Source organism: Sphingorhabdus pulchriflava, assembly GCF_003367235.1.
GTDB lineage: Bacteria > Pseudomonadota > Alphaproteobacteria > Sphingomonadales > Sphingomonadaceae > Sphingorhabdus_B > Sphingorhabdus_B pulchriflava.
The window spans coordinates 1,630,992-1,654,451 of record NZ_QRGP01000001.1; the positions used below are offsets into that span (position 1 = coordinate 1,630,992).

Sequence of the window (23,460 nt, forward strand, 5' to 3'; positions counted from 1 at the left end):
AGGCGGGTGAAAACCCCATATGCCTGCTCAGTGGGCCGCGCCCCAACTTGGACCGGTACCGATCTCGACGCCAAGAGGGACCGAGAGTTTGACGAGCGGTTCGGCGGCACCCGCCATTACCACTTCGATCACCTTGCTCGCAGCAGCCACATCGCTTTCAGGCAGTTCGAACACCAGTTCATCATGCACCTGCAACAGCATTTTGACATTGGGCAGACCAGCTTCGATCAAGGCCGGCCCCATGCGCACCATCGCGCGCTTGATGATATCGGCGCTGGTGCCCTGAATCGGCGCATTGATAGCGGCGCGCTCGCTGCCTTGCCGCTCGGCCTGGCTTTGCGAGCTGATGCGCGGGAACCAGCATTTGCGCCCGAATAGCGTCGTCGTGAAACCGGTCTCTTTCACACTAGCCAGCGTTTCCTGAATGTAGGCGCTGATGCCGGGGAATCGCTTGAAATAGGCATCGATCAGTTGCTGCGCCTCTTCCGAGGTCGACTCAAGCCGCTTCGCCAGTCCCCAGCGCGAAATGCCATAGAGGATCGAGAAATTGATCGTCTTGGCGCGCCCGCGCGTGTCGCGGTTCACTTCTCCGAACAGTTCCTGCGCGGTGCGGGCATGGATGTCTTCGCCTTGTTCGAACGCTTCGCGCAGCGGCCCCACATCGGCCATATGGGCGGCGAGGCGCAGTTCGATCTGGCTATAGTCAGCCGACAAGATGACATTACCGGGTTCAGCTACAAAAGCATCGCGGATCTGCCGCCCGATTTCGGTGCGGATCGGGATATTCTGCAGGTTCGGATCGGTCGAGGCCAAACGCCCTGTTTGCGCACCGACCAGACTATAGCTGGTATGGACGCGGCCTGTTTTCGCGTTGATCTGTTCCTGCAAACTGTCGGTATAGGTCGATTTCAGTTTCGCCAATTGTCGCCAATCAAGCACCTTGCGGGCGATTTCGACGCCCTGCCCTGCCAAGTCCTCCAAAACGGTGACGTCGGTCGAATATTGGCCGGATTTGCCTTTTTTGCCACCCTTGTGACCCAGCCTGTCAAACAGGATCGCGCCCAATTGCTGGGGACTGCCGATGGTGAAGGGTTGGCCCGCAAGGCCATGGATTTCCTTTTCAAGTATCTCCATCTGCGCCGCAAACTCAGTCGACAGACGGGCCAGCACCGTGCGATCAACCTTTATACCTGCGCATTCCATCTGGCTGAGTACCGGCACCAGTGGACGGTCGACCAGTTCGTAGACGCGCGTCACCTTTTCTGGGCTCAACCGCAGCTTCAGATGATGCCATAACCGCAGCGTAACGTCGGCGTCTTCGGCGGCATATTTGGTAGCCTCGGCGAGCGGCACTTCAGCAAAGCCTATCTGACTCTTGCCGGTGCCAGTCAGCGATTTGTAGCTGATCGGTTTGTGCCCCAGATAGAGCTCGGACAGTTCGTCCATCCCATGCCCCTGACGACCCGCGTCCAGCGCAAAGCTCATCACCATCGTATCGTCAAAGGGACGGATGTTCAGACCATGCTGGCGCAAAACTGACATGTCATATTTGAGGTTCTGCCCGACCTTGAGGACGCTTTCATCCTCCAGCAATGGCTTCAGTCGAGCGATTGCCGTATCGAGCGGGATTTGGTCGGGCTTTTCGGCGAACATATCGGTTCCGCCATGGCCGAGCGGGACATAACAGGCCTTACCCGGTGCTGTTGCGAGACTGAAGCCCACCAACCGTGCGGTCACCGCTTCAAGGCTATCGGTCTCGGTATCGAAGCCGACCACGCCGGCTTTGGTCGCCTCTGAAATCCAGTGATCGAGGCGCTCAAGCGAGGTCACGCATTCATAGGTTGAAGCATCAATCGGCGGCATCGGTGCCGGCGTAGCTGCCTTGCCCGCCTCGACAGCCTGAGTCCCGCCATCGCCTTTGCGCTCTGCCTTGGGTTGTCCCGCAATCGCTTTGTTGGCTGAGGCCGTATCGCTGGTCTTGCCAATGCGATTCAGCAATGAACGAAAGCCATGCTCCTCCAGGAAGGGCCGCAACGGCTCTTCTGGAATTGGCCCCAAGGCCATATCCTCCAGCGGAATCGGCAGCGGGCAGTCTTCTTTCAAGGTGACGAGCACCTTAGACAACCGCGCCAGTTCTGCATGTTCGATCAGATTATCGCGCATTTTCGACGGCTTCATGTCGGGCGCGGCGGCAAGAACCGCCTCCAGATTGCCATATTCGGTAATCAGCTTTGTGGCGGTCTTGGGGCCGATGCCGGGCACGCCCGGAACATTGTCCGAACTATCGCCCATCAGCGCTAGGACATCGCCGACCAGTTCGGGACCAACGCCGAATTTCTCGATCACTTCATCGCGCCCGATGCGCTTGTCCTTCATCGTGTCGAACATGTCGACACCATCGCCGACGAGCTGCATCAGATCCTTGTCGGACGAGATGATCGATACATCCCAGCCCTGTGCGCGCGCCGCCTTGGTGTAGCTGGCGATCATGTCGTCCGCCTCGACATTCTCCTCTTCGATCATTGGCAAAGAAAAGGCGAGCGTGGCGTCGCGGATCAGTGGGAATTGCGGGCGCAGATCTTCGGGCGCGGGCGGACGGTTGGCTTTATACTGGTCGTAAATCTCGTTGCGGAAGCTGGTCCCTGCCTTATCAAGTACCACCGCCATATGCGTCGGCCCGTCGGCCGCGTGCAGGTCGCTCGCGAGCTTCCACAACATATTCGAATAGCCCGCAACCGCGCCCACCGGAACGCCTGCCGGATTGGTCAGCGGCGGCAGACTGTAATAAGCGCGGAAAATATAGGCGGAACCGTCAACGAGGTAGAGATGCTTATGGTCTGACATGCCGGACGGATAGCAGCGCCGGTTGGCAGAGTCTTGCCCAAATCAGGCCAACGCTAATGAAGACTCCGGCAAAGGCATGTGCATTTCGGCGGGCGCTCCGCGGTCAATCCGCACAAATTTCGGGATGCCTTCAGCCATATATTGCCAGCGGAAGAATCGAACGGTCGTTATATGGCCGACCGTGGCCGATCGCATCCGCCGGTGTGACAGCAGTGAAGGCAGATTATAGTCGGCGATCCAGCTCATCGACCAGACCCGCCCCTTCGCATGCATCCATTCCGCCGTGCCCGCCCACAGCGCAGCGAACGCACGCCCCAACCGGTGATCGGGGTGAATCCACAGGCCTGTATCCCAAATCGCGGTTTCCGGAACAACAAAGCGCAAATGCACCATGCTTTCGTCGAACGGGCCGGTTCCCACCCAGGTGACGCCGACAAATTCATCACGTGCATTATAGGCGGCCAGACAAGTCAGGCCCTGCGCAAAGCGGCGGGCTTGCTCTTCAACATTGGCGTCGATGGTGAACTTGGCGAGCGCCTCGGGAGATATCGGTTCAACACGATATCCTCGCGGCATTTTGGGCATCCCGCTCACCGGAACGGCCACCAGCGTATAGCGGCTATAGCCGATTACACCCGCCTTCGTCGCCAGCCGCGCCGTCGCATAAGACAGCACACCGGCAATTCCGAGCAGCTTTATGGCGGTGTAATCGGGCACGCGATGGATGTCCTTTCGGGGACCGCTGTAACACCGCTTTTCAAATTTTGTCTAAACGCAATGTCCTCAAGGGACTTCTTCGCCCCAGATACGGTCGGTTTCGATATAGCCAACCCTTCCGGCAATATCGAGGCGGCACCAGCCCTTTTGACAATCGTCGATCCGACCTACGACGCCTTTTTCAACGCGCCACGAAATGCGCGCCGTCGCCGCCGGTTGTTCACGCAGAACGGATATGCCCGGAGCAGTGACGATGGCGGAGCGTTCGGGGCTCAACAATCGGACATGCATCCAGCCCTGATCGCCGTCAGGGTCTTCAACCTTGCGCCAGACTTCATGTACTGAAACGACCTTCACAGGCAGATATTGCCTTTTATACACCCACTTCACGGGAAACTCGGTGCTCGGTCCGGTACGCGTCCGCGCTTCGGGCTCGTCAATCGACGCCCAATAAGGCGTCTTTTTGGTTGACTGCGCAATGGCGCTGCCCCCTGCGGCAACCAATGCGACGGCAATCATGAATTTTACGATATTTTGCATATATTCCAACAACCTGCTGCCCCAGTGCCTTCTCTATAGTGTAAGCAATACCGACAGTTCAAGGGTGATAGCTTGACGTCGCCTTTCTTCGCGCCATAGGGTTGCCGACATGACCCAGTTTCAACGCATCGAACGCCCGCGCGTCGCTATAACCCGCAAGCTTTTGCCTCAGATCGAGGCGCGCATGGCGGAACTGTTCGATTGCCGCTTCAATCCTGACGATCATGAAATGTCGGCAGATGAAATTGCGGAACTCATGCAGCATGCGGATATATTGGTTCCGACGGTCACCGACCGCATTGACGCAGACCTGATAGCCCGGGCGCCAGCTTCACTCAAAATGTTCGCAAATTTTGGCGCGGGCGTAAACCATATCGATCTAGCGGCAGCCAAAGCCAAAGGCATCCTCATCACCAACACCCCCGGCGTGTTCACCGAAGATACCGCTGATCTGACTATGGCACTGATTCTCAATGTCCCGCGCCGGTTGGGCGAAGGTCACCGGATGATGCGCTCAGGCGATTGGAAAGGCTGGACGCCGACCGGCATGCTCGGCCACCGCATTGGCGGCAAGACGCTCGGCATTATCGGCTTTGGTCGGATCGGTGAAGCGGTTGCGCTGCGCGCGCGCGCTTTTGGGTTGAACATTCTCTATAACAAGCGCCACCGCCTACCTGCCAGTATCGAGGACGAGTTGGGCGTAACCTTCGAGCCTGACCTCGACCGGTTGGTGGCGAAGAGTGACATCATCACCCTGCACTGCCCGCTGACCACCGAAACCGACAAGCTGATGAGCCGCGAGCGGATCGGGCTGATGAAACGCGATGGCTATCTGATCAACAGCTCGCGCGGCGAACTCGTGGATGAAGATGCCCTGATCGAGGCGCTGACACGCGGACGGATCGCAGGTGCGGGGCTTGATGTGTATAATCATGAACCGGCCATCGACCCGCGCTTCCTCTCCATTCCCAATGTCGTCCTGTTGCCACACCTCGGCAGCGCAACATTTGAAGGCCGCGAGGCATCGGGTGAAAAGGTTATCGCCAATATCCGGATATTTTCCGACGGCCATCGCCCGCCCGATCAGGTGCTTGAAGGTTGGGCGTAATTTCCTGTCGACAATTGACATTTTCACGCAATTAGCAATTGCGAGCACCCACCTGCTGGCTTAGAGACCTGCCCAAAATAACGACATATCGGGGAGGTTTGCCGTGCGCGGTTCGTTCAAGATTGCTGCATTTTTCGGCACATTGTTGTTGGCAGCCCCAGGTTTCACGCAGGACGTTGTTGCCGAGGCCGTCCCCGACAGCGGTGATACCGCCTGGATCCTCACCGCCTCTGCGCTTGTACTGATGATGACGCTCCCCGGCTTGGCGTTGTTCTATGGCGGCCTGGTGCGGACAAAAAACTTCCTCTCCGTCCTCATCCAATGCGGTGCTATTGCGGCAATCACATCTCTGCTCTGGATCGTCGTAGGCTACAGTCTGGCATTTTCTGCCTCTGAGGGCACAGTTATCGGCAATCTGCAAAACGTGATGTTCAGCAACATGTTTGCGATGCGCGACGGACAGACCATTGGCGAGCTCGTCTTCGGCCTCTTCCAGATGACCTTTGCGATAATCACGCCAGCACTAATTGTCGGAGCATGGGTCGAGCGCGCGCGTTTTGGCTGGGTCGTTGCTTTCAGCGCCTTGTGGAGCTTGCTGGTATACGTCCCAGTCGCGCGCTGGGTCTGGGGTAATGGATTTCTCGCCAATCAGGGCGTGATCGATTTTGCAGGGGGCATTGTGGTGCATACTACTGCCGGGATTTCGGCGTTGGTCGTTGCACTCATGCTGGGCAAGCGCATCGGGTTTCCACGCACCCTGATGCTGCCGCATAGCCCTGCGCTGACGGTCGCGGGTGCGGGCCTTCTGTGGGTGGGCTGGTTTGGTTTCAATGGCGGCTCGGCGCTGGCAGCTAACGATGATGGCGCAGCCACCGCGATCATTGTTACCCATCTGGCGGCTTCGGTCGCGGCTCTGGTCTGGATGTTGCTGGAGAAAATCAAGGTTGGCAAGGCAACTGCCGTGGGCTTTGCAACCGGTGCGGTTGCGGGTTTGGCAACGATCACCCCTGCATCAGGCTCAGTGGGCCCATTGGGCGCTATCATCCTTGGCGTGCTGGCAGGTCTGGTGTGTTTTTACGCGGTGCACCTCGTCAAAGGCAAATTGCAGATCGATGACTCGCTTGATGTCTTCGCGGTGCATGGAGTGGGCGGCATCATGGGCTCGATCTTGCTGGCAATCCTTGTCTCGCCTACATTTGGTGGCAATGGCTATGCAGAAGGAATGGCGATGGGCAGCCAGCTATGGGCGCAAGTGAAGGGCGTTGGCATTGTCGCGGTTTATTCTGCAGTGGTGACGGTGATCGTCGGCTATATGGTTTCAATGGTGATCCCGATGCGCGTCAGCGAAGATCAGGAGCGCGATGGGCTCGACATTTCGAGCCATGGCGAGCGGGCCTGGGATCTTGACTGAGCGTTTCGACGCTCAGTCAAAGACCAAAGTCAGCGACCGGAAAAGGTTGCGCTCCAGCGGCTCGTCGAAGCGACAACCCAGCTTGCCAGCGTCGTACCAGACCGCGCTGGCAGCAATCGCCTTTCCACCGGCAAAGCGCAGCCAAAGCCGTTCGCCGGGTTTGAACTCTCCGTCGACTGATATGCGGCAGCCATAGACCGACAGGTCGTCCAACTCGGCATCCGCGGATTGTCGCCCATGCCCTCTTATGCTCGCGCGCTTGATGGCGACGGGATGGCGCGCAGCACCGCGCTGTTCAAGCCGTGCCGGTGCCACTTTACGATAGGCGGATGTTGCTAAACCCATACCCTGTTCCCCAATAGACCGAAGTCTACCGGGACAAGGTCAACGATTGGTAAATGTAAAATCCGGCTTAGTCGCCAGTCAATATGCGGTCGACGAGCTGCTTCACCGTTGGCACGAAGCCATTGGAATAAAATGGATCGCGCCCAAATTCATAGGCCGAGTGCCCCGCAAACATCAGGTTTTCATCGATCGGTTCGCCATGCGCGATATTCTGCAGCGCCTTTTGGATGCAGAAACTGCGCGGGTCGGCGAGGCGACCGGTCGAATTATTGTCATGGTCTTTCCACGACGAAAAACCGCAATGCGACAGGCAGCCCATGCAGTCGGTCTGGTCCTTGCGGATCACCGCGCCTTCTTCAGGCTTCACAAAGATAACGGTGTTGTCCGGCGTTTTCAGCGCCATCGTAAACCCGCGTGCATCCCATTCACGCGCGCGCTGCAGATCGTGCGGCGTCACCCAGAAATTCTTGCCGCGCACTCCGACGTCGAGCGTCGCCGTATGATCGCCCGCCTGCTCGGTCGAATAGGGTATCTGCCGTTCGGAACGCGCCTGCAATTGCTGCAGGAACGGGTTCACGACCGCGCTCGAATAAAAACCGGTGGGCGAAAATTTGTGCAACAACACACCGCCTTCGGGAATCTTTGTCAGATGGTCTTTCCAGCCCTGCGGAATCGGGCTTTCCTGCGTCAGCAGGGGCCGCGTACCATATTGGAAAGCGATCTGACCAAGTTCGGGATTGTCGATCCAGTTTTCCCAATCGCGCAGATACCAGACGCCGCCTGCCATTACGATCGGCAGCTCGTCGGGAATACCTTCCTGCCGCATCGTATCGCGCAGCGCCTTGACGCGCGGATAGGGATCTTCGGGCTTGGTCGGGTCTTCGGCGTTGGACAGGCCATTATGGCCACCTGCCAACCAGGGGTCCTCATAAACCACCGCACCCAGCCATTCGGGCACTTTGTGATAAGCACGCTTCCACAGCGCGCGAAAGGCGCGGGCGGAGCTGATGATTGGTAGATAATAGACACCATATTGCGCAGCAATTTCGGACAGCTTGTAAGGCATCCCTGCCCCGCAGGTGACGCCGGTAACGAGGCCCTTGGTCTGTTCGAGAATGCCGTGGAGGATACGCTGTGCGCCGCCCATTTCCCACAGCACATTGATGTTAATGGCACCCGTACTGCCCGCAATATCATAAGCGCGCTTCACCTGCGCAATGCCGCCTCTTATGCCATATTCGACCAGCTCTTCGTGGCGCTCTGCGCGGGTCTTGCCGAAGAAAACCTGCGGGATCATGTCACCATTGTCGTCATAGCTATCGGCGTTGACGGCGGATACCGTGCCGATTCCACCAGCGGCGGCCCAGGCGCCAGAGCTTGCATGATTGGTTGCGGCCACACCCTTGCCGCCTTCGATAAGCGGCCAGACTTCGCGACCACCGTAAACAATGGGTTTCAGACCCTTGAACACTCAAACTACCCCTATCATTTTGCACCAAGCGGTGCGTCTTCCCCGATGCAAGATTCGCTAAACGAATGCCTCAATCTTGTCGCGCAAAATCTGCGCGCCGCATGGTCGCGCCGTACAGCTGTTGATAGCGTGCCAGCATTTCTGCCTCACCATATTCGGCCAGCGCGCGCGCATAATTGGCATGAGCCAATTCGGTGCGCAGTTCGATGCTCGAGCCAATTTCGCGCAAAGCGGCGGCAAAACCTGCCTCATCCTCTCGCGCAACAATGAACCGCCGGTTTTCGCGAGAAACCATCGCCGCCACATCGCCGACATTGGTCGACACAACCGGACGTGCGGCCGCCATCGCCTCAACCAGCGAGATCGGATATTGTTCGCTATCCGAAGACAGTGCAAAAATATCGAACAGGCCGACAAAGCGTGCCGGGTCTTTCAGGAATCCGGGCATCATCAACCGGTCGGCGATGCCAAGCCGCTGCGCCTCCGCCATTATCGCTGCCCGTTCCGGCCCCTCGCCCGCGATCGCTAGCCGGTAATTCGGACCAGCGGCGGCCACGGCGCGTACCAGTCGGGGCAGGTTTTTAACCGCACGAAGCCCGGCGATGGTACCGACGATGATCTCACCATCTCGCTTCACAAAGCCGGGGAAGGAACCGCGCTGCGGCTTCTTCTCATAGCGGTGAACATCTACTCCATTGGGAAAACGGTAGATTTTCTCTGACGGCTGGTGCCAGACCTGCTTGGCAATCTTTTCAAGCGTCAGCGAAGGCACAACCAGTGCTGCCGAACGCTGCAAGGCAATGGTGCGAAACCAGTTGCGTTTCCAGTTCAGCTTTTCCCATTCATCCTCATTGAAGCCATCCTCATGGTGGATCAGCGGTGGCAACCCCATGCTCGAACCGAGCAAAGTGCGCGCCATCACCCCGTCCATCGCGCCCCAATTATAGCTGAGCACCAGATGGAATTTCTTCATATATTGCGCAAGCTTGCGATAGCGCCCCATACCCGGCCGACCGTGCAGAGCAGGTGCCGCGTCGCCGGGAAATTCGACCTCGATCTTGCGATCAATCGCATCGCGCGCGCCCAAGGCGTCGGGCACGGCAGACAACACGCTATGTTTCGCCTTGCCCCCGAAATGGTTCATCAGGCGCACCGCGCGCGCCTCTTTTCCGCCAAGGTCGAAGCTGCTGAAAAGATGGAGAATGCGAACTGGTTTCATAACGCGAGCGTCCATAATTCAGTCGTCCGTAAAAGTCGCCAATTTCGTGAAAGGACCCGATAAAGTTACACAGGTTACCGGGAGGTGGGGGGGCGGTTGTTACCTGTGTCACCTTAACGATGGCCGCGTATCGGATGGCCTGCGCCACGCAGCGCCGCCTGTACCAAACGCATATCTGCACCGCCCTTGATGCTTACCGATCCGCCGCGCTGGACATGGATGGTGGTGACGCCGTTAATCGCGCGTTCCATCGCGACATCGAACATGCGCTGTCTTCCAGATTCCAGAGCGCGTTCCCAACTGCGCGCAAATCCCTCCGCCCCCGGTCTGCCTAGCAGTTCGTATGCCGACTTCCGGCTCATCCCAACGGCCTTGACCGCCGCGCTAACCGAACCCATCGCCTGCAGCGCCAAGATGAATCGCGCCTGCTGCGGCGGCGTCCAGCCATTGTGGCGATGGCGCAGTTGGGGGACGGCGGGAAAGGCGAGGTATTCATCGTCTGCGAGGAGCAGTGCGGGTGGCGGTGGAGTTGATTCGATCATGCCCGGAAAGGAGCATGGGATAGGTGATGTAGGACAGGTTTTTATCTCCAAAGCGACAAGCGCTGTCCAAAACCACGCTTCAAGCCCGAATGCCTATGAAATCAAAAACCGCGCGAGTGACGATGTGTCGATCGCACAATGGCCACCATAGAGCGGGTGCCACTCGACCGAAACGCCGCGTTCTTGGGCTCGTTCCGCAAGCATTTGTGCGCCTTCGAAATTGCCATAGGAATCGTACAAGCCGTTCGACAGGTACAACGCCGGATATTGTGCATCCGCGCGCTTTATAAGCTGCAAAGGCGAGATGCGTTTCCATTCCGCTTCGGTCGCCACATGGATTTTCGCCATCCACCAGATTCCGAAACCGATTTTGGGATCTGCGCCGGTTCGCTGCAGCGCGCTTTTCATCTTTGAAAACGGATCAAAGGGCGAGATCGCATAAACGCCAGGGCACAAGGACGCGATTTTTGCGAATTTTTCGGGGTGGGTCAGCCCGGCGATCAGGACATTGAGCCCTCCCATTGATTCACCGAGCAACAGCCGCCTTTTGGGAACGCCGGCCTTCTTCTCAATATCGGGCAGCCGCGTCACGAAGTCGTCGAGCAACCCGCTGTCCGGCTGCTTTCCCTTTGGAACCAGCAACCAAGTCGAGCCATAGGAAACAACAACAACCGTTGGTGGTAGAACTTTGGCGCGTTGCCAATTCGCTTGGACCATCGATGTCCAATAGCTATCGTCGTTCCAGATTTGCTCATCCAGATTGCGTCCGTGGAGATGATAAACCACATCGCCATTCGTGCCCGCCTTTGCACGGTATACGCAATATTTGAGTTGCCCTTTGGAATGGCACTTTTTTTGGGCCGGTGTGTAAGCAACCTTCTGCACGCCCTGCGGCGCAGTCAGGCGTGTCCAGGCATAATAGATTCCGGCCAGGAGCAGAATCACGATCAACCATTTGCGATAAGGTTTTTTCAGAAATGCTGCCAATTTCTCAAACCTCTCGCGAATATGAAATCACCGTATCCCGGCCAGAAACTCCGCAATTGCTTTCTGCGCCTCGGCTTCATCCAAGGAAGGCGCATGGCCTATGCCTTTGACCGTCACCAGCGTCGCCTGCTTCGCCTTTTTCACCATTTTCGCAGCGGTTGCTTTCTCAAGAATATCCGATTTCTCGCCGCGCAGGACGAGCAAGGGCACATCTTCCAGCATAGAAAATAGCGGCCACAGATCGACACCCGCTTCGCCGCCCGGCAATTTGAAAGGCTCCGATATCTTCATGTCGTAATCGAACACGATGCGGCCGTTCGATGACAGCTTGCAGGTGCGCTTGGCAAAGCGCAGCCATTGTTCGAGGCCATAGTCGGGATAGATATCGCCTTGCACCTCGGCCATCGCGCGGGCGGCGTGCATCCAGGTTTCGAAGCTTCGGCCTTGCCCGACATAGCCCCGAATGCGCTCCGCTCCCGCCTTGCCGATTTCGGGGCCGACATCGTTCAGGATCACGCCTGCAAGCCTGTCTTTCCACTGCGCAGCGAGCAGCATGGAGACAATCCCGCCCAGTGAGGTGCCGCACAGAACGAATTTCTTGAGGTCCAGTTCGCGCAACAGGATGTCCATATCCTGCGCATAGGTCAGTGGGACATATGTCATCGGGTCCTTGGCGTAGGCGCTTTCGCCGCGTCCGCGGAAGTCGATCGCTAGCATACGGCGCTTGCCATTGAGCAGGCGCGCAATGGGTTCGAAATCACGGGCGTTGCGCGTCAGGCCCGGCATACAGACCAGCGGCGCGCGAGAAGCCGGCCCGGCATAGTCGCGATAATGCAGCCGCAACTCGTCGCCCGACCACCAATAGGCGTCTTCGAAATCCGCCATGCTTGCCTTTCTGGTCCGCTGCCCCCAGACATTGCGGACGATGAATGTGAATCCCTCCCCCGCCCCCTACCGTGCTGATCCGAAAATCACCAGCCTTGGCGACAAAATTGGTGATCCTGTGCGGCCTGCCGACTTTCCCAAAGCCATATTGCGTTACCGCAATGATCGCTGGGCGGCGACAGTCGGGCTCGACGGGCTGAGCGATGCCGAATGGATTGAACATTTCGCCCGCTTCAAGCCTTTGCCCGACAATCTGCCGCAGCCGTTGGCGCTGCGCTATCACGGGCATCAGTTTCGCGTGTATAATCCCGACATTGGCGACGGGCGCGGTTTCCTGTTTGCGCAGTTGCGCGACCATCTGGGGCGGTTGCTTGATCTTGGTACAAAGGGTTCGGGCACCACCCCCTATAGCCGCGATGGCGATGGGCGACTGACGCTGAAAGGCGCGGTGCGCGAAATTCTGGCGACAGAGATGCTCGAAGCACTGGGCGTCGAAACATCAAAAACCTTTTCGGTTATCGAAACGGGTGAGGAACTGTCGCGCAATGATGAGCCGTCCCCCACCCGTTCGGCGGTGCTGGTGCGGCTGAACCATAGCCATATCCGGATCGGCGCTTTTCAGCGGCTGGCCTATGAAGATGATGCGGCGATGATTGACCGGCTGACGCGCTACGTCCTTATCCACCTGTATGAGCAGGAACCAGGAGAGAACCCGGCAGCTCAGTTGCTGAACGGAGCAGTTGAACGGATTGCACAGCAAGCTGCCAGCTTCATGGTGGCCGGCTTCGTGCATGGCGTACTCAACAGCGACAATATCAACGTCACCGGGGAAAGCTTTGATTATGGCCCGTGGCGCTTCAACCCCAATTGGGACCCACGCTTTACCGCCGCCTATTTCGACCATCAGGGGCTTTATGCCTTTGGCCGGCAGGCGGAGGCGATGCACTGGAACCTCGCACAACTGGCCATTTCGTTACGCCTGATAAGCGAAGCGCCGCCATTGGTTGAGGCTCTGGAACGCTTCCCGGCCCTGTTTCAGGCGGCGATCGTTGAACGTTTCCTCTGGCGACTAGGGGTGGCGTCCAAAGGTATTGAGAAGGATCGCGCCTTAGTAGAAGCGGGCGAACGGGCGATGATCGATGCCGCGATTCCGATTGCGGATTTCTTCCACTATCATCGTGGCGGTGTGCAATCGGAGCGGGGCTATGGCGGCGAACGCTATGCCGCTTTCAACGAAATTCTGGGCCAGTTCGAACCCGTCGCTTCCCAGCCAACGCCTTATTGGGGGGAGAATGAACCCTGTTCGATGCTGATCGACGAGGTGGAGGCAATCTGGCAAGCGATTGCGTCCGACGATGACTGGGCGCCGCTATCGCGCAAAATCGACGCGGTGCGCCGCTTTGGCGCTGCGCTGAGAAACAGGTGATTTTACATGCCAGACGATGGAGTATTTACTTGATGTAAAGCTGGAAGCGGCAAACTATGGTAAATGGCAATGAAATGATTGCGTTAGGGCAATATAAGATTTGACTGAACTGGTATCCTACGAACCTGCGACGGGAGCCGAGCTGTGGCGCGGTACGACCAGTGATGTTGACGCTGCGGTTGCTGCCGCGCGGGCGGCCTGGCCCAATTGGGCGGCGGCCCCTCTGAGTGACAGGATTGCGATTGTCCGGTCGTTCGGGAACCGCGTGAAGGCCGATCTCGAAATTTTTGCCGACTGTATCGCTCGCGAAACGGGCAAGCCGCTATGGGAAGCGCGCAACGAAGTCGAATCCGTCGTCAACAAGGTCGATATCTCGGTCAAGGCTTATGCCGACCGCACTTCGCAACGCCGCTTCGATGGTAAACCGGGGACGCGCAATGCCGTTCGCCACAAACCGCATGGCGTGCTGGCCGTGCTGGGGCCTTATAACTTCCCCGCGCATCTGCCCAACGGGCATATCGTTCCTGCGCTTATTGCCGGCAACGCTATAGTCTTCAAACCGAGCGAGAAAACACCAGCCGTTGGCGAGATGCTGGTCGAATATTTCCGCAAGGCCGGGATACCCGACGGTGTAGTTAATATCGTGCAGGGTGGGCCAGATACCGGAAAGGCCCTTTCCGGCCATCCCGGATTGGACGGCCTGCTGTTTACCGGATCCGCGCAGACGGGCATTGCACTTAACCGGCAATTTGCTTCACGCCCGGACAAGATTCTGGCGCTTGAAATGGGCGGAAATAATCCGGTCATTGTCTGGGATACACACGACATGCACAGCGCCGCCGTGCTGGTTGTGCAATCGGCCTTCCTGTCAGCAGGGCAACGCTGCACCGCCGCCCGACGGTTGATCATCAAACAGAGCCTGTACGATCAGTTCATTCCCGAGCTGAAGCGACTGGTTGATCGGCTGGTGATCGACGAACCGCATGCAGAGGTGCCACCGTTCATGGGGCCCGTCATCGACAATGAGGCCGCCGATGGCCTGACCGAAAGCTTTCTGGCGTTGATGAGCCATGGCGGTCGTCCGATCCGGCACATGACGAGGCCGCGGCCCGGAAGGCCCTTCCTGTCCCCCGGCATCATCGATGTCACTGATATGCGCGAGCGGCCCGATATCGAACTGTTCGGTCCCTTGCTGCAGGTCGTTCGCGTCGCGACATTTGGCGAGGCCATCGACGAGGCGAACAACACACGCTTTGGCCTTTCCGCCTCGCTGATCGGCGGAACGCCGGAGCAATATAATGAATTCTGGGCGAACAGCCGTGCCGGTGTCGTCAACTGGAACCAACCCACCAATGGTGCCTCCTCCGCTGCGCCTTTCGGAGGTGTGGGACTTTCGGGCAATCACCGCCCGAGTGCCTATTATGCCGCAGATTATTGCGCTTTTCCCGTCGTTTCATCCGAAGCGGATGTGCCAAGGGCGATGATCGGTATCGGCCTGCGCGATGATATGGTCGCTTTTTCCGATGACAGCGCGGTAGAATCCGCCAAATAAGGGCGGCATGAACAAAGCGGACATTTTCGAATTTTACCGTCGGTTGGCGGAGGATAATCCGTCGCCCGAGACCGAACTGGAATATGGCAATGATTACCAGTTGCTAGTCGCGGTCGTCCTGTCCGCACAGGCGACCGATGTCGGCGTGAACAAGGCGACGCGCAAATTGTTCGAAAGCGTCAAGACGCCGCAGCAGATGGTCGAACTGGGAGAGGAAGGCCTGAAGCAGCATATCAAGACCATCGGCCTGTTCAACGCCAAGGCAAAGAATGTGATTGCGCTATCCAAAATTCTGGTGCGCGACCATGGCGGAGAGGTGCCTGCCGATCGCGACCTGCTCGAGGCGCTGCCCGGCGTCGGCCGCAAGACCGCCAACGTTGTAATGAATACAGCGTTCGGCGCGGAGACATTCGCGGTCGACACCCATATCTTTCGAGTCGGAAATCGCACCGGCCTCGCCAAGGGCAAGACGCCGCTGGCGGTCGAGAAACAGCTCGACAAGAAAACGCCTGCACCCTTTCGCCTCGGCGCACACCATTGGCTGATCCTGCACGGACGTTATGTCTGCAAGGCGCGGACGCCCGAGTGCTGGCGCTGCGCAGTTTCCGACTTGTGCAAGTTCAAACCAAAGAGCCCGGCACCGAAATCCAAACCGGTCAGCAAGGGTTAAGCTGTAGCAGGCGATAGTCTGGCGATGACTGGAGAAAGGGAAGCGATATGAAAAAGCGACTTCTATTGGCCCTTGCAACAACCATCGCCATCGGAAGCGTCGCTACCTCTGCGGTTTCCGGAGGCAGCGTCAGCGAACGGCGGGCAAAAGCGCTGGCGGCCTATGAGCCAAGTGGCGAACCGGTAAGTTGCATCACCCTATCGCAAGTCCGGTCTTCTAATGTCATCGACGATCGCACGATCGATTTCAAAATGGCTGGCGGAAAGGTGTATCGCAACACCCTTCCCCATAGCTGCCCCAGCCTAGGTTTTGAGGAGCGTTTCTCACATCGCACCAGCCTGAACCAGTTGTGCAGTGTTGATACCATTCGTGTACTGCAGTCTTACGGCGGCGGACTGCACGAAGGCGCAGGATGCGGGTTGGGCAAATTCCAGCCGATGCAGAAAGTGCAATCAAAATAGAGCTGTCTGTCGCAAAGCTTTGATCTTGCGCAAAGCGGACCTTGGGAAAGTGGGCCAGACTGTTTTTATCAGACCAACGATAAGGACAGAATATGACCCACGTAGCCCACGAATTGCACGCCGAATTTCCCAACGACGCGGAAACGCTGCACAAGTTAAAGGTCAACGACCCGCATTTTGCCAAGCTGGCGGACCATTATCACGAGTTGAATCGCGAAATCCATCGTATCGAATCCGGAATCGAACCGGCATCTGACGAACGGACCGAAGACTTGAAAAAGGAACGCCTGTCGATTCTCGATCAGGTTTCGGCTATGATTTCGGCTGCAAAGGCAGGAGCATAAGCATGACCGATCTGAAAAGCGTCAAATCCGGGCTCGAGGCAAGGCTGGCCGAACTGGAAGCAAGGGCCGGGCGCATCGAGGCCGACTTGGCCGAACCGCTGAGTGCCGACTTTGAAGAACAGGCGACCGAGCGTGAGGATGACGAAGCGCTGGAAGGGCAGGATGCCCTGCTTGGGCGAGAAATTGTAGCGGTCAAGGCTGCGCTGGCTCGGGTAGATGACGGCACTTACGGCGAATGCACCCGCTGTGGCGAAGATGTCGGCGAAAAGCGGCTGGAAGCCGTCCCTGAAGCCGCCCTTTGCATCAATTGTGCGCGCGAGGTCGAACAGCACTAAGTCGAGGTTTGTTGCGCAACGGCCCTGTTTTCGGTAAAGATTTCCCATGCGGAAATGAACATCGCAGCAATGACAGGGCCGACGATCAGGCCGTTAATGCCCAGCACGCTCAACCCGCCCAGCGTTGAAATCAGTACGACATAGTCGGGCATCTGCGTATCCTGTCCGACGAGGATCGGGCGCAGGACATTGTCGACCATGCTGATCACGAAGACGCCCAGCAACAAAAGTGTAATGCCTTCCCACATGCTGCCGGTTGCCAGCAGATAGATCGACACTGGAACCCAGATTATGCCGGTGCCGACAGCGGGAATCAGCGAGAACAACCCCATCACCACACCCCACAATACGGCGGCCCGAATATCGAGAAAGGCGAATATCAGCCCACCCAAAATGCCCTGAACGATGGCAACAACGATGCTGCCCTTCACCGTTGCTCGTATCACCGTGGTGAACTTGTCGAAAAAGGCTTTGCGTTGCTCGGCGCGCATCGGAATGGCCTCACCGATCCGGCGGGTAATCTGGCGGCCGTCGCGCAGCAGGAAATAAGTGAGATAGAGCATCACACCCAGCGCCATTGCAAAGTTGAACGCCCGCTGCCCAACCGAGACAGCCTGCCCCGCAATGATCTGCACCCCACTTGTCACCAGCGCACTCGCCTTTGACTGCAGTTCCTCAAAATCAGGGGTGATGTACCGCCCCGCCATTTCCTGCCAGCGTTGCGGGATAACGGCCTGCAACTCCTGCCCCAGCTTGGCAAAGTCGATTTCCTTGGTTTGCACGGAGTCGTAGGTGCGCAAAGCCTCGTCGACCATCAACGAGCCGACGATGAAGGCGGGAATGATCACCAGTGCGATCACCAGCAACAGTGTGAGCGATGCGACGGTATTCTTGCGCGCGGGCATTTTCATCAGCAGCCGATCATGCACCGGCGCAAAGGCAATCGTCACCACAAGCGCCCACAGGATCGCACCGAAAAACGGCCAGACGATCCAGGCCATCGCCAGCGAAACCGCGAGCAGAAAGCCGACAAGCACGCGATCCTCAAACTGCGTATCTGGCGTGGCCGCCGTCGGCTGGGGCTTGGCTTTGTCGTTCATAAGGTGAGGACTAACGTCAAATCAACGCGATGTCATGCGCAGAGTTAGGCGGGTAACACAGCTTGCCTCTTTGCGGCGCTGCTATTCGATGTTATTTCGAAGTCGAATCCGATGAGGGAATAATGCAAGAGATTGCCATCCGTTGAACCGGCGCGCGTGACCTGCTCACGCTGATCACCGATCGTGAAAGCCGAAGCGCGCAGCGCGTTCCGGCCTGTTTTTCGCGTTCAACGGACAGGTTTTCCATGAATGTTTCAAAATATGAACAGCGCGTATTGCACGCGCTGGCGCAGGGCGGTTCGATCATCCACCGCTTTGACGACAAGGGCCGCATCATCGAGGTCGATTGCATGAACCGCGATGGCTGGCGGCTCGACGATTGCACCATAGCCGTGTTCCAGAAGCTGCGCCGCAAAAGGCTGATCGCCAGTGCTGGCGGCGCGCCCTATCGCATCACGCGAGAGGGGTTACGCGCCGTGCGGGGGCAGTTGGATAACAGGTGATTTGTTTATTACCGTAGCCCTGAGCCTGTCGAAGGGCGCTTCTCAGTCTCAGCGCAAACCTTGAGGCGCCCTTCGACAGGCTCAGGGCTGCGGTATTGCTACGATGCTGCCACTGCATGTCCCGAAATCAACTCCACCATGCGGTCCACCTGTGACGGCGGCAAATCGTGGGCCATTTCGTCGATTATCTCCAGCCGAGCACCCGGCACATGGCGGGCGATATCGACACTGCCGTCCTTTGGCACCAGTGGGTCGGCACCGCCATGGACGACGAGTGTCGGCGTGGTGATGGTCTTCAAACGCTCGACGCGGCTGCCATCTGCAAGGATCGCGAGCAACTGGCGTCTTGTGCCGATCGGATAATAGCCGCGATCAAAGGCGCGTCCGGTCATTTCGACATGGGCATCTTCCGGGCGGGCGGGATCGGGATAGGAGAAGGATTTCACCAGCGCGGCCCCAAAGGCGACTGCCGCATCACGGTCGGCTCCCGATGGACGGTTAGCCATCATCCCTCGACGAATATCCGCGCGCGGGCCGGGCAATCCGGGTGCGCCGCTGGAGGACATGATCGAGGTCATGCTCAACAGGCGCTCGCGATAGTTCACCGCCATCAGCTGCACAATCATCCCGCCCATCGACGCACCAACGACATGCGCCCGCTGGATACCCAGCGCATCGAGCAACCCGATGCCGTCCTTCGCCATATCGGAAAGCGTATAGCCAACGCCCAGCGGCAGGCCGAGCCGCGCCTTGAACATCGTCCAGATCAGATTGGGCGTCGCTGCCTTTTCCATCCGCTGCGACATGCCGACATCGCGGTTGTCATAACGGATAACGCGGAAGCCCTTGCCGACGAGGCCCTGAACAAACTCGTCCGGCCAGGCAATCATCTGCGCGCCCAACCCCATGACGAGCAGGATCACCGGAGCGTCGGCGGGGCCATTGTCTTCGTAGTATAGATTGATGCCGTTGGCTGTGATTGTTGGCATTATTCCCCTTCCCCATGATAAAAATCATACACTGTCTGCGCGACCGCGGCTGACACACCGGGCGCTTTCTGTAAATCCTCAAGGCTTGCGCTGCGCACCGCACGGGCAGTGCCGAAGTGGAGCAGCAACGCCTTCTTTCGCGCGGGACCGATGCCCGGCACTTCGTCGAGCGGGCTGGCGGTGATCGCCTTCGCCCGTTTGGTGCGGTGCGCGCCGATGGCGTAGCGGTGCACTTCGTCGCGCAGCCGTTGCAGGTAGAACAGCACCGGCGCGTTCACTGGCAAGGTCAGTTCGCGGCCATCGGGGAAGTGGAAGACTTCGCGTCCTTCGCGGCCATGATGCGGCCCCTTGGCGATGCCGATGAAGGGAACATCCTCTATGCCGAGCCGTTCGAACACTTCGCGCACGGCGCTCACCTGCCCCTTGCCGCCATCAATCAGGACGAGGTCGGGCCATTCGCCCTTGTCCCGATCCGGATCCTCCTCCTGCGCGCGGGAGAAGCGCCGCTCCATCACCTCGCGCATCATCGCAAAGTCATCATCGGTCGCGGCCTGCTTGATGTTGAACTTGCGATACTGGCCCTTGATGAAGCCCTCTGGCCCCGCAACCACCATCGCGCCGAGTGCATTGCTGCCCTGGATATGGCTGTTGTCGTAAATCTCGATCCGCTGCGGCGGTTCGGACAGGTCGAACAGTTCGGCCACTTCGCGCAGCAGCTTGCCCTGCGTCGTCGTTTCTGCCAGCCGCCGGTCGAGCGCTTCCTCGGCATTGCGCTTTGCCTGCGCCACCAGCCGCACCCGGTCGCCGCGCTGCGGAACAGCGATTTCGACTTTGCGTCCTGCCCGGTCGCTCAGCGCTTCGGCCAGCAATTCGGCCTCGGGCAGGTCTCGGTCGAGCAGCAGCAGCCGCGCGGGTGGCACTTCCTCGTAAAACTGCGCGAGCACCAGTGTCAGCACCTCTTCCTCGCTGCTGTCCTGAATGTGCGCGGGGAAGAAAGCGCGGTGCCCCCAATTCTGCCCGCCCCGGATGAAGAAGGCCTGGATGCCAATCACGCCCTGCTTGTGCGCCAGCGCGAAGATATCGGCATCGCCAATCCCCGCTGCATTGATCGCCTGGCTCCCCTGGATGAAGGTCAGTGCCTTAAGACGATCGCGCAACAGCGCCGCGCGTTCGAAATCGAGTGCTTCGGCTGCCCCCTCCATCTCCTTCGCCAGCTTGGCCTGCACCGCGGTCGATTTGCCGCCTAGGAAAGCCTTGGCATCCGCCACCAGCTCAGCATAGCCCGGCTTGTCGATACGGCCCACACAGGGCGCCGAGCAGCGCTTGATCTGGTAGAGCAAACAGGGCCGGTCGCGGTTGTTGAAGAAACTGTCGGTGCAGCTGCGCAGCAAAAACAGCTTTTCGAGCGCGTTCAATGTGACGTTGACTGAACCGGCGCTGGCGAAGGGCCCGTAATATTCACCCTTATGCCGCCGCGCCCCGCGATGTTTCTGGATGCGCGGGAAATCATGGTCGGCGCGGAGCAGGATGAAGGGGAAACTTTTGTCGTCGCGCAGCAGGACGTTGTAGGCAGGGCGATAGCGCTTGATCAACTGCGCCTCGAGAAGCAGCGCCTCCGCCTCGCTGTTGGTGGTAACAATCGTCATGCTGCGCGTCAGCGAGACCATGCGCCGCAGCCGGTTGGGCAGCCGATCCACCTGCGTGTAATTGGTGACGCGATTTTTAAGCGCGCGCGCCTTCCCCACATAGAGCACATCGCCGCGCGCATCGTGCATGCGGTAGACGCCGGGTTTCGCCGGAAGCGTCTTCAGCACATTGCGGATCGCCGCCACCCCGCCCTCCAGATCGGGCTGGTCAGCGCCGCGCACGGCATAAGTCTGCGCTTCTTCGTTGAAACGCGAGGCTGCATTGGGAAGATCTGGACGGTCGGCCTTTGACATTTAGTTTCAAAATGCTACTTAAATTGTGCGTAGAGGAGACATTAGATGCAAGTTTCGGGAAAGACCATATTATTGACCGGTGGCACCGACGGCATAGGCCGCGAACTCGCGGGTCAACTCAAGGCGAAGGGCGCGACGGTGATCGTCACCGGTCGTACGCCGGAGCGGATCGAGGCAGCCAAAGTGGCGGGCTATGAAGTCATTGCCGCCGACCTGTCGTCGCAAGCGGGAGTCGATGCTATCCTGTCTGCGGTCAAAGGGCGGAATATCGATATATTGATCAACAATGCCGGCCTTGGCAGCGACCATGATTTCCGCGAGGCTATGCCAGATCTGGCGGATAATGACCGCTGCATCGCGGCTAACCTGAATGCCCCCATCCACCTGATTACGAACCTGATGCCGGCGCTGAAATCCCGGCCCGAGGCGATGATCGTCAATGTGACATCGGGCCTCGCCATTGCGCCACGTTCCGGGGGACCGATCTATTGTGCCACCAAAGCAGGGCTCCGCAGCTATACGCTCGCGCTGCGCCACCAGTTGCGCGACACCGCGATCCATGTGCTGGAGGTACTGCCGCCTGTGGTCGAAACCAAGCTAACGGCAGGGCGCGGTGGCAAGAAGAAAATGTCCGCAACGGACTGCGCGGCACAGATTGTCGACGCGATGGAGACCAACGCAAAAGAAGCGAATGTCGGGATGACCAAGCTGCTGCGGATTGTGGAGAGCATATCGCCCGCCTTGGCGCGGAAGATCATGATCAATTATTGATGCAAACATCCTCTCTCCTTCAGGTGAGAGGCGTGAGACTTGCGAGCGAAGCGAGTTAGTCGCAACGGAGAGGGGTTTTTCGCACTCCCCCTCTCAACTTCGCCTAAGCCGCTTGCGCGGCAAAGGCTTCATATCTCTCCCCTGAAGGGGAGAGAGTATTTAGTTCAGCTTTGCAATCGTCGCATCCACCAGCCCGGCATCGGCCTTGGCGTCGTGATGCTTGGCGATCAGCGCTTCCGCGGCAGCAGCGGCGGCGGCGGCGGCCTTGGCGCGAACATCGGCGATTGCCGCACGTTCTGCAGCCGCGATCTTGTCTTCGGCTGACTTGGCCCGACGCGCAATCATCGCGGTCGCGTCGGTTTTGGCCTTGGCCACGATTGCCTTGGCCTCTTCCTCGGCATGCGCCTTCATCGCTTCGGCATCCTTGGCAGCTTGCTTCGCCTTGGCTTCATAATCGGCCTTGATCGCTTCGGCTTCCTTGCGCAGGTTGGTCGCCTGATCGAGCTGCGCCTTGATGCCTTCAATCTGCTTGTCGAGCGCCGCACCGATCATGGCGGGCACTTTCTTCCAGATGAACAAAGCGATGACGACGAGCATCGCCAGCGCCACCCACATCGTCGCGTCCATGCCGAGCGCCTTTGGCTTGGCGTGTGCTTCCGGCGAAGCGTGCGCCTCAGTGGTAGCGTGCGTTTCGGCAACGGGTGCGCCGTCAACGGTGGTGTCGTCGATCACGGCCTTTTCATTGGCCATGGCTTCGGGGGCTGCTGCCTGTGTCATCAGCTCAATACCGCCTTCACTGCAGACGCTGCCTGAGCAGCGCTGACCTTGGCACCCGAAACCTTGGCGACGATGTCGACTGCGGCTTCAGATGCGACATTTTCGATTCCCGCCATCGCCTTGGCACGTGCCTTGGCAAGATCGGCTTCAGCTGCTGCCAGTTTGGCCGAGATTTCTGCGTCCGCTTTGGCAAGACGCGCCTCGGCATCCTTGGCACCCTTGGCCTTGGCGGCAGCCGCCTTGGCTTGAGCTTCACCGCGAGCGGCGTTCAATGCGTCGCTTCCGCCCGCTACCAGTCCGTCGGCTTCGGCTCGTGCCTTTTCGGCAGCAGCAAGGTCATCGGCAATCTTGCGGTCGCGGGCTTCGACATTGGCGTCGATTTTCGACACCATGCCGCGGCCAATCACGAAATAGAGAATGCCGAAAACCAGCAGCATCCAAAAGAACTGCGAGGCATAGGTTTCCAGTATCTGGGCGATTTGAGGCATTTGATCCGCTCGCTGAATGGAGGGTTATTCAAATT

The 23,460-nt window shown here is 58.6% G+C and carries 24 protein-coding genes; 10 read left to right on the forward strand and 14 right to left on the reverse strand.

What is annotated here, in order from left to right:
* Window positions 1-27 precede the first annotated feature (27 nt).
* The 3 genes from polA to DXH95_RS08090 all read right to left on the reverse strand — a co-directional run bounded on the left by polA (window position 28) and on the right by DXH95_RS08090 (window position 4,101).
* Complete coding sequence (gene polA / locus DXH95_RS08080; RefSeq protein ID WP_115548852.1) at window positions 28-2,844, reverse strand: DNA polymerase I; 2,817 nt, start codon at window positions 2,842-2,844, stop codon at window positions 28-30.
* Between the two features lie 42 nt (window positions 2,845-2,886).
* Entirely contained in the window at window positions 2,887-3,561 is a 675-nt protein-coding gene (locus DXH95_RS08085; RefSeq protein WP_115548853.1) for a hypothetical protein, read from the reverse strand.
* A 66-nt stretch (window positions 3,562-3,627) separates the two neighbouring features.
* On the reverse strand, window positions 3,628-4,101 hold the full coding sequence (locus tag DXH95_RS08090; RefSeq protein WP_115549471.1) for an SH3 domain-containing protein: 474 nt from the start codon (window positions 4,099-4,101) through the stop codon (window positions 3,628-3,630).
* 109 nt (window positions 4,102-4,210) lie between these two features.
* Between DXH95_RS08090 and DXH95_RS08095 the strand changes: the two genes are divergently transcribed.
* Entirely contained in the window at window positions 4,211-5,209 is a 999-nt protein-coding gene (locus DXH95_RS08095) for a 2-hydroxyacid dehydrogenase (RefSeq protein WP_115548854.1), read from the forward strand.
* A 103-nt stretch (window positions 5,210-5,312) separates the two neighbouring features.
* Window positions 5,313-6,620: an ammonium transporter gene (locus tag DXH95_RS08100; RefSeq protein WP_239016582.1), complete on the forward strand. Its 1,308-nt coding sequence runs from the start codon at window positions 5,313-5,315 to the stop codon at window positions 6,618-6,620.
* 12 nt (window positions 6,621-6,632) lie between these two features.
* Here DXH95_RS08100 and DXH95_RS08105 read toward each other — a convergent pair whose 3' ends face one another.
* The 6 genes from DXH95_RS08105 to DXH95_RS08130 all read right to left on the reverse strand — a co-directional run bounded on the left by DXH95_RS08105 (window position 6,633) and on the right by DXH95_RS08130 (window position 12,069).
* Window positions 6,633-6,965 (reverse strand): PilZ domain-containing protein, encoded by a 333-nt coding sequence (locus tag DXH95_RS08105; protein WP_115548855.1) that lies wholly within the window; start codon window positions 6,963-6,965, stop codon window positions 6,633-6,635.
* Window positions 6,966-7,032: 67 nt separating this feature from the next.
* Complete coding sequence (locus DXH95_RS08110) at window positions 7,033-8,436, reverse strand: NAD(P)H-dependent flavin oxidoreductase (RefSeq protein ID WP_115548856.1); 1,404 nt, start codon at window positions 8,434-8,436, stop codon at window positions 7,033-7,035.
* Window positions 8,437-8,506: 70 nt separating this feature from the next.
* Window positions 8,507-9,655 (reverse strand): glycosyltransferase family 4 protein, encoded by a 1,149-nt coding sequence (locus tag DXH95_RS08115; RefSeq protein ID WP_115549473.1) that lies wholly within the window; start codon window positions 9,653-9,655, stop codon window positions 8,507-8,509.
* A 113-nt stretch (window positions 9,656-9,768) separates the two neighbouring features.
* Window positions 9,769-10,197 carry a hypothetical protein gene (locus tag DXH95_RS08120; RefSeq protein WP_115548857.1) on the reverse strand — a complete coding sequence of 143 codons (429 nt, stop codon included), beginning with the start codon at window positions 10,195-10,197 and terminating at the stop codon, window positions 9,769-9,771.
* Window positions 10,198-10,290: 93 nt separating this feature from the next.
* On the reverse strand, window positions 10,291-11,142 hold the full coding sequence (locus DXH95_RS08125; protein ID WP_220272244.1) for an alpha/beta hydrolase-fold protein: 852 nt from the start codon (window positions 11,140-11,142) through the stop codon (window positions 10,291-10,293).
* Window positions 11,143-11,211: 69 nt separating this feature from the next.
* Window positions 11,212-12,069, reverse strand: a complete 858-nt coding sequence (locus DXH95_RS08130; protein ID WP_115548858.1) for an alpha/beta fold hydrolase — start codon at window positions 12,067-12,069, stop codon at window positions 11,212-11,214.
* A 40-nt stretch (window positions 12,070-12,109) separates the two neighbouring features.
* Here DXH95_RS08130 and DXH95_RS08135 point away from each other — a divergent pair, with 40 nt between their 5' ends.
* The 6 genes from DXH95_RS08135 to DXH95_RS08160 all read left to right on the forward strand — a co-directional run bounded on the left by DXH95_RS08135 (window position 12,110) and on the right by DXH95_RS08160 (window position 16,857).
* Entirely contained in the window at window positions 12,110-13,495 is a 1,386-nt protein-coding gene (locus DXH95_RS08135) for a protein adenylyltransferase SelO family protein (RefSeq protein ID WP_115549475.1), read from the forward strand.
* Window positions 13,496-13,595: 100 nt separating this feature from the next.
* Window positions 13,596-15,047, forward strand: coding sequence for a succinylglutamate-semialdehyde dehydrogenase (gene astD, locus DXH95_RS08140; protein WP_115548859.1), 1,452 nt, complete (start codon window positions 13,596-13,598; stop codon window positions 15,045-15,047).
* A 7-nt stretch (window positions 15,048-15,054) separates the two neighbouring features.
* Entirely contained in the window at window positions 15,055-15,717 is a 663-nt protein-coding gene (gene nth / locus DXH95_RS08145; protein WP_115548860.1) for an endonuclease III, read from the forward strand.
* 47 nt (window positions 15,718-15,764) lie between these two features.
* Window positions 15,765-16,178 (forward strand): hypothetical protein, encoded by a 414-nt coding sequence (locus DXH95_RS08150; protein WP_115548861.1) that lies wholly within the window; start codon window positions 15,765-15,767, stop codon window positions 16,176-16,178.
* A 92-nt stretch (window positions 16,179-16,270) separates the two neighbouring features.
* Entirely contained in the window at window positions 16,271-16,522 is a 252-nt protein-coding gene (locus DXH95_RS08155) for an HP1242/YdcH family protein (protein WP_115548862.1), read from the forward strand.
* Window positions 16,523-16,524: 2 nt separating this feature from the next.
* Window positions 16,525-16,857: a TraR/DksA family transcriptional regulator gene (locus DXH95_RS08160; protein WP_115548863.1), complete on the forward strand. Its 333-nt coding sequence runs from the start codon at window positions 16,525-16,527 to the stop codon at window positions 16,855-16,857.
* Here the strand turns inward: DXH95_RS08160 and DXH95_RS08165 are convergent.
* On the reverse strand, window positions 16,854-17,957 hold the full coding sequence (locus DXH95_RS08165) for an AI-2E family transporter (protein WP_115548864.1): 1,104 nt from the start codon (window positions 17,955-17,957) through the stop codon (window positions 16,854-16,856). The two genes, DXH95_RS08160 and DXH95_RS08165, sit on opposite strands and share 4 nt — an antisense overlap.
* Window positions 17,958-18,202: 245 nt before the next feature.
* On the opposite strand from DXH95_RS08165, the gene DXH95_RS08170 reads away from it, so the two are divergent.
* On the forward strand, window positions 18,203-18,460 hold the full coding sequence (locus DXH95_RS08170) for a YjhX family toxin (RefSeq protein WP_115548865.1): 258 nt from the start codon (window positions 18,203-18,205) through the stop codon (window positions 18,458-18,460).
* Between the two features lie 98 nt (window positions 18,461-18,558).
* Here the strand turns inward: DXH95_RS08170 and DXH95_RS08175 are convergent, their stop codons facing one another.
* Window positions 18,559-19,449, reverse strand: a complete 891-nt coding sequence (locus DXH95_RS08175) for an alpha/beta fold hydrolase (protein ID WP_115548866.1) — start codon at window positions 19,447-19,449, stop codon at window positions 18,559-18,561.
* On the reverse strand, window positions 19,449-21,389 hold the full coding sequence (uvrC, locus tag DXH95_RS08180) for an excinuclease ABC subunit UvrC (protein ID WP_115548867.1): 1,941 nt from the start codon (window positions 21,387-21,389) through the stop codon (window positions 19,449-19,451). Before uvrC ends, DXH95_RS08175 begins: the two co-directional genes overlap by 1 nt.
* 45 nt (window positions 21,390-21,434) lie before the next feature.
* On the opposite strand from uvrC, the gene DXH95_RS08185 reads away from it, so the two are divergent.
* The gene (locus DXH95_RS08185; RefSeq protein WP_115548868.1) at window positions 21,435-22,160 is read left to right on the forward strand and encodes an SDR family oxidoreductase; all 726 of its coding nucleotides are present in this window, start codon (window positions 21,435-21,437) and stop codon (window positions 22,158-22,160) included.
* Between the two features lie 159 nt (window positions 22,161-22,319).
* On the opposite strand, the gene DXH95_RS08190 is transcribed toward DXH95_RS08185, so the two are convergent.
* Together DXH95_RS08190 and DXH95_RS08195 are read right to left on the reverse strand one after the other, a co-directional pair.
* The gene (locus DXH95_RS08190) at window positions 22,320-22,937 is read right to left on the reverse strand and encodes a F0F1 ATP synthase subunit B family protein (protein ID WP_239016583.1); all 618 of its coding nucleotides are present in this window, start codon (window positions 22,935-22,937) and stop codon (window positions 22,320-22,322) included.
* Entirely contained in the window at window positions 22,937-23,425 is a 489-nt protein-coding gene (locus DXH95_RS08195; protein ID WP_115548869.1) for a F0F1 ATP synthase subunit B family protein, read from the reverse strand. Before DXH95_RS08195 ends, DXH95_RS08190 begins: the two co-directional genes overlap by 1 nt.
* Between the last annotated feature and the right edge of the window lie 35 nt (window positions 23,426-23,460).

Bases quoted from the DNA above. Each gene is read 5' to 3' on its own strand.
- polA (WP_115548852.1), bottom strand. From the start codon at position 2,844: ATGTCAGACCATAAGCATCTCTACCTCGTTGACGGTTCCGCCTATATT.
- DXH95_RS08090 (WP_115549471.1), bottom strand. From the start codon at position 4,101: ATGCAAAATATCGTAAAATTCATGATTGCCGTCGCATTGGTTGCCGCA.
- DXH95_RS08095 (WP_115548854.1), top strand. From the start codon at position 4,211: ATGACCCAGTTTCAACGCATCGAACGCCCGCGCGTCGCTATAACCCGC.
- DXH95_RS08105 (WP_115548855.1), bottom strand. From the start codon at position 6,965: ATGGGTTTAGCAACATCCGCCTATCGTAAAGTGGCACCGGCACGGCTT.
- DXH95_RS08115 (WP_115549473.1), bottom strand. From the start codon at position 9,655: ATGAAACCAGTTCGCATTCTCCATCTTTTCAGCAGCTTCGACCTTGGC.
- DXH95_RS08120 (WP_115548857.1), bottom strand. From the start codon at position 10,197: ATGATCGAATCAACTCCACCGCCACCCGCACTGCTCCTCGCAGACGAT.
- DXH95_RS08130 (WP_115548858.1), bottom strand. From the start codon at position 12,069: ATGGCGGATTTCGAAGACGCCTATTGGTGGTCGGGCGACGAGTTGCGG.
- DXH95_RS08135 (WP_115549475.1), top strand. From the start codon at position 12,110: ATGAATGTGAATCCCTCCCCCGCCCCCTACCGTGCTGATCCGAAAATC.
- nth (WP_115548860.1), top strand. From the start codon at position 15,055: ATGAACAAAGCGGACATTTTCGAATTTTACCGTCGGTTGGCGGAGGAT.
- DXH95_RS08150 (WP_115548861.1), top strand. From the start codon at position 15,765: ATGAAAAAGCGACTTCTATTGGCCCTTGCAACAACCATCGCCATCGGA.
- DXH95_RS08155 (WP_115548862.1), top strand. From the start codon at position 16,271: ATGACCCACGTAGCCCACGAATTGCACGCCGAATTTCCCAACGACGCG.
- DXH95_RS08160 (WP_115548863.1), top strand. From the start codon at position 16,525: ATGACCGATCTGAAAAGCGTCAAATCCGGGCTCGAGGCAAGGCTGGCC.
- DXH95_RS08165 (WP_115548864.1), bottom strand. From the start codon at position 17,957: ATGAACGACAAAGCCAAGCCCCAGCCGACGGCGGCCACGCCAGATACG.
- DXH95_RS08170 (WP_115548865.1), top strand. From the start codon at position 18,203: ATGAATGTTTCAAAATATGAACAGCGCGTATTGCACGCGCTGGCGCAG.
- DXH95_RS08175 (WP_115548866.1), bottom strand. From the start codon at position 19,449: ATGCCAACAATCACAGCCAACGGCATCAATCTATACTACGAAGACAAT.
- uvrC (WP_115548867.1), bottom strand. From the start codon at position 21,389: ATGTCAAAGGCCGACCGTCCAGATCTTCCCAATGCAGCCTCGCGTTTC.
- DXH95_RS08185 (WP_115548868.1), top strand. From the start codon at position 21,435: ATGCAAGTTTCGGGAAAGACCATATTATTGACCGGTGGCACCGACGGC.
- DXH95_RS08190 (WP_239016583.1), bottom strand. From the start codon at position 22,937: ATGACACAGGCAGCAGCCCCCGAAGCCATGGCCAATGAAAAGGCCGTG.
- DXH95_RS08195 (WP_115548869.1), bottom strand. From the start codon at position 23,425: ATGCCTCAAATCGCCCAGATACTGGAAACCTATGCCTCGCAGTTCTTT.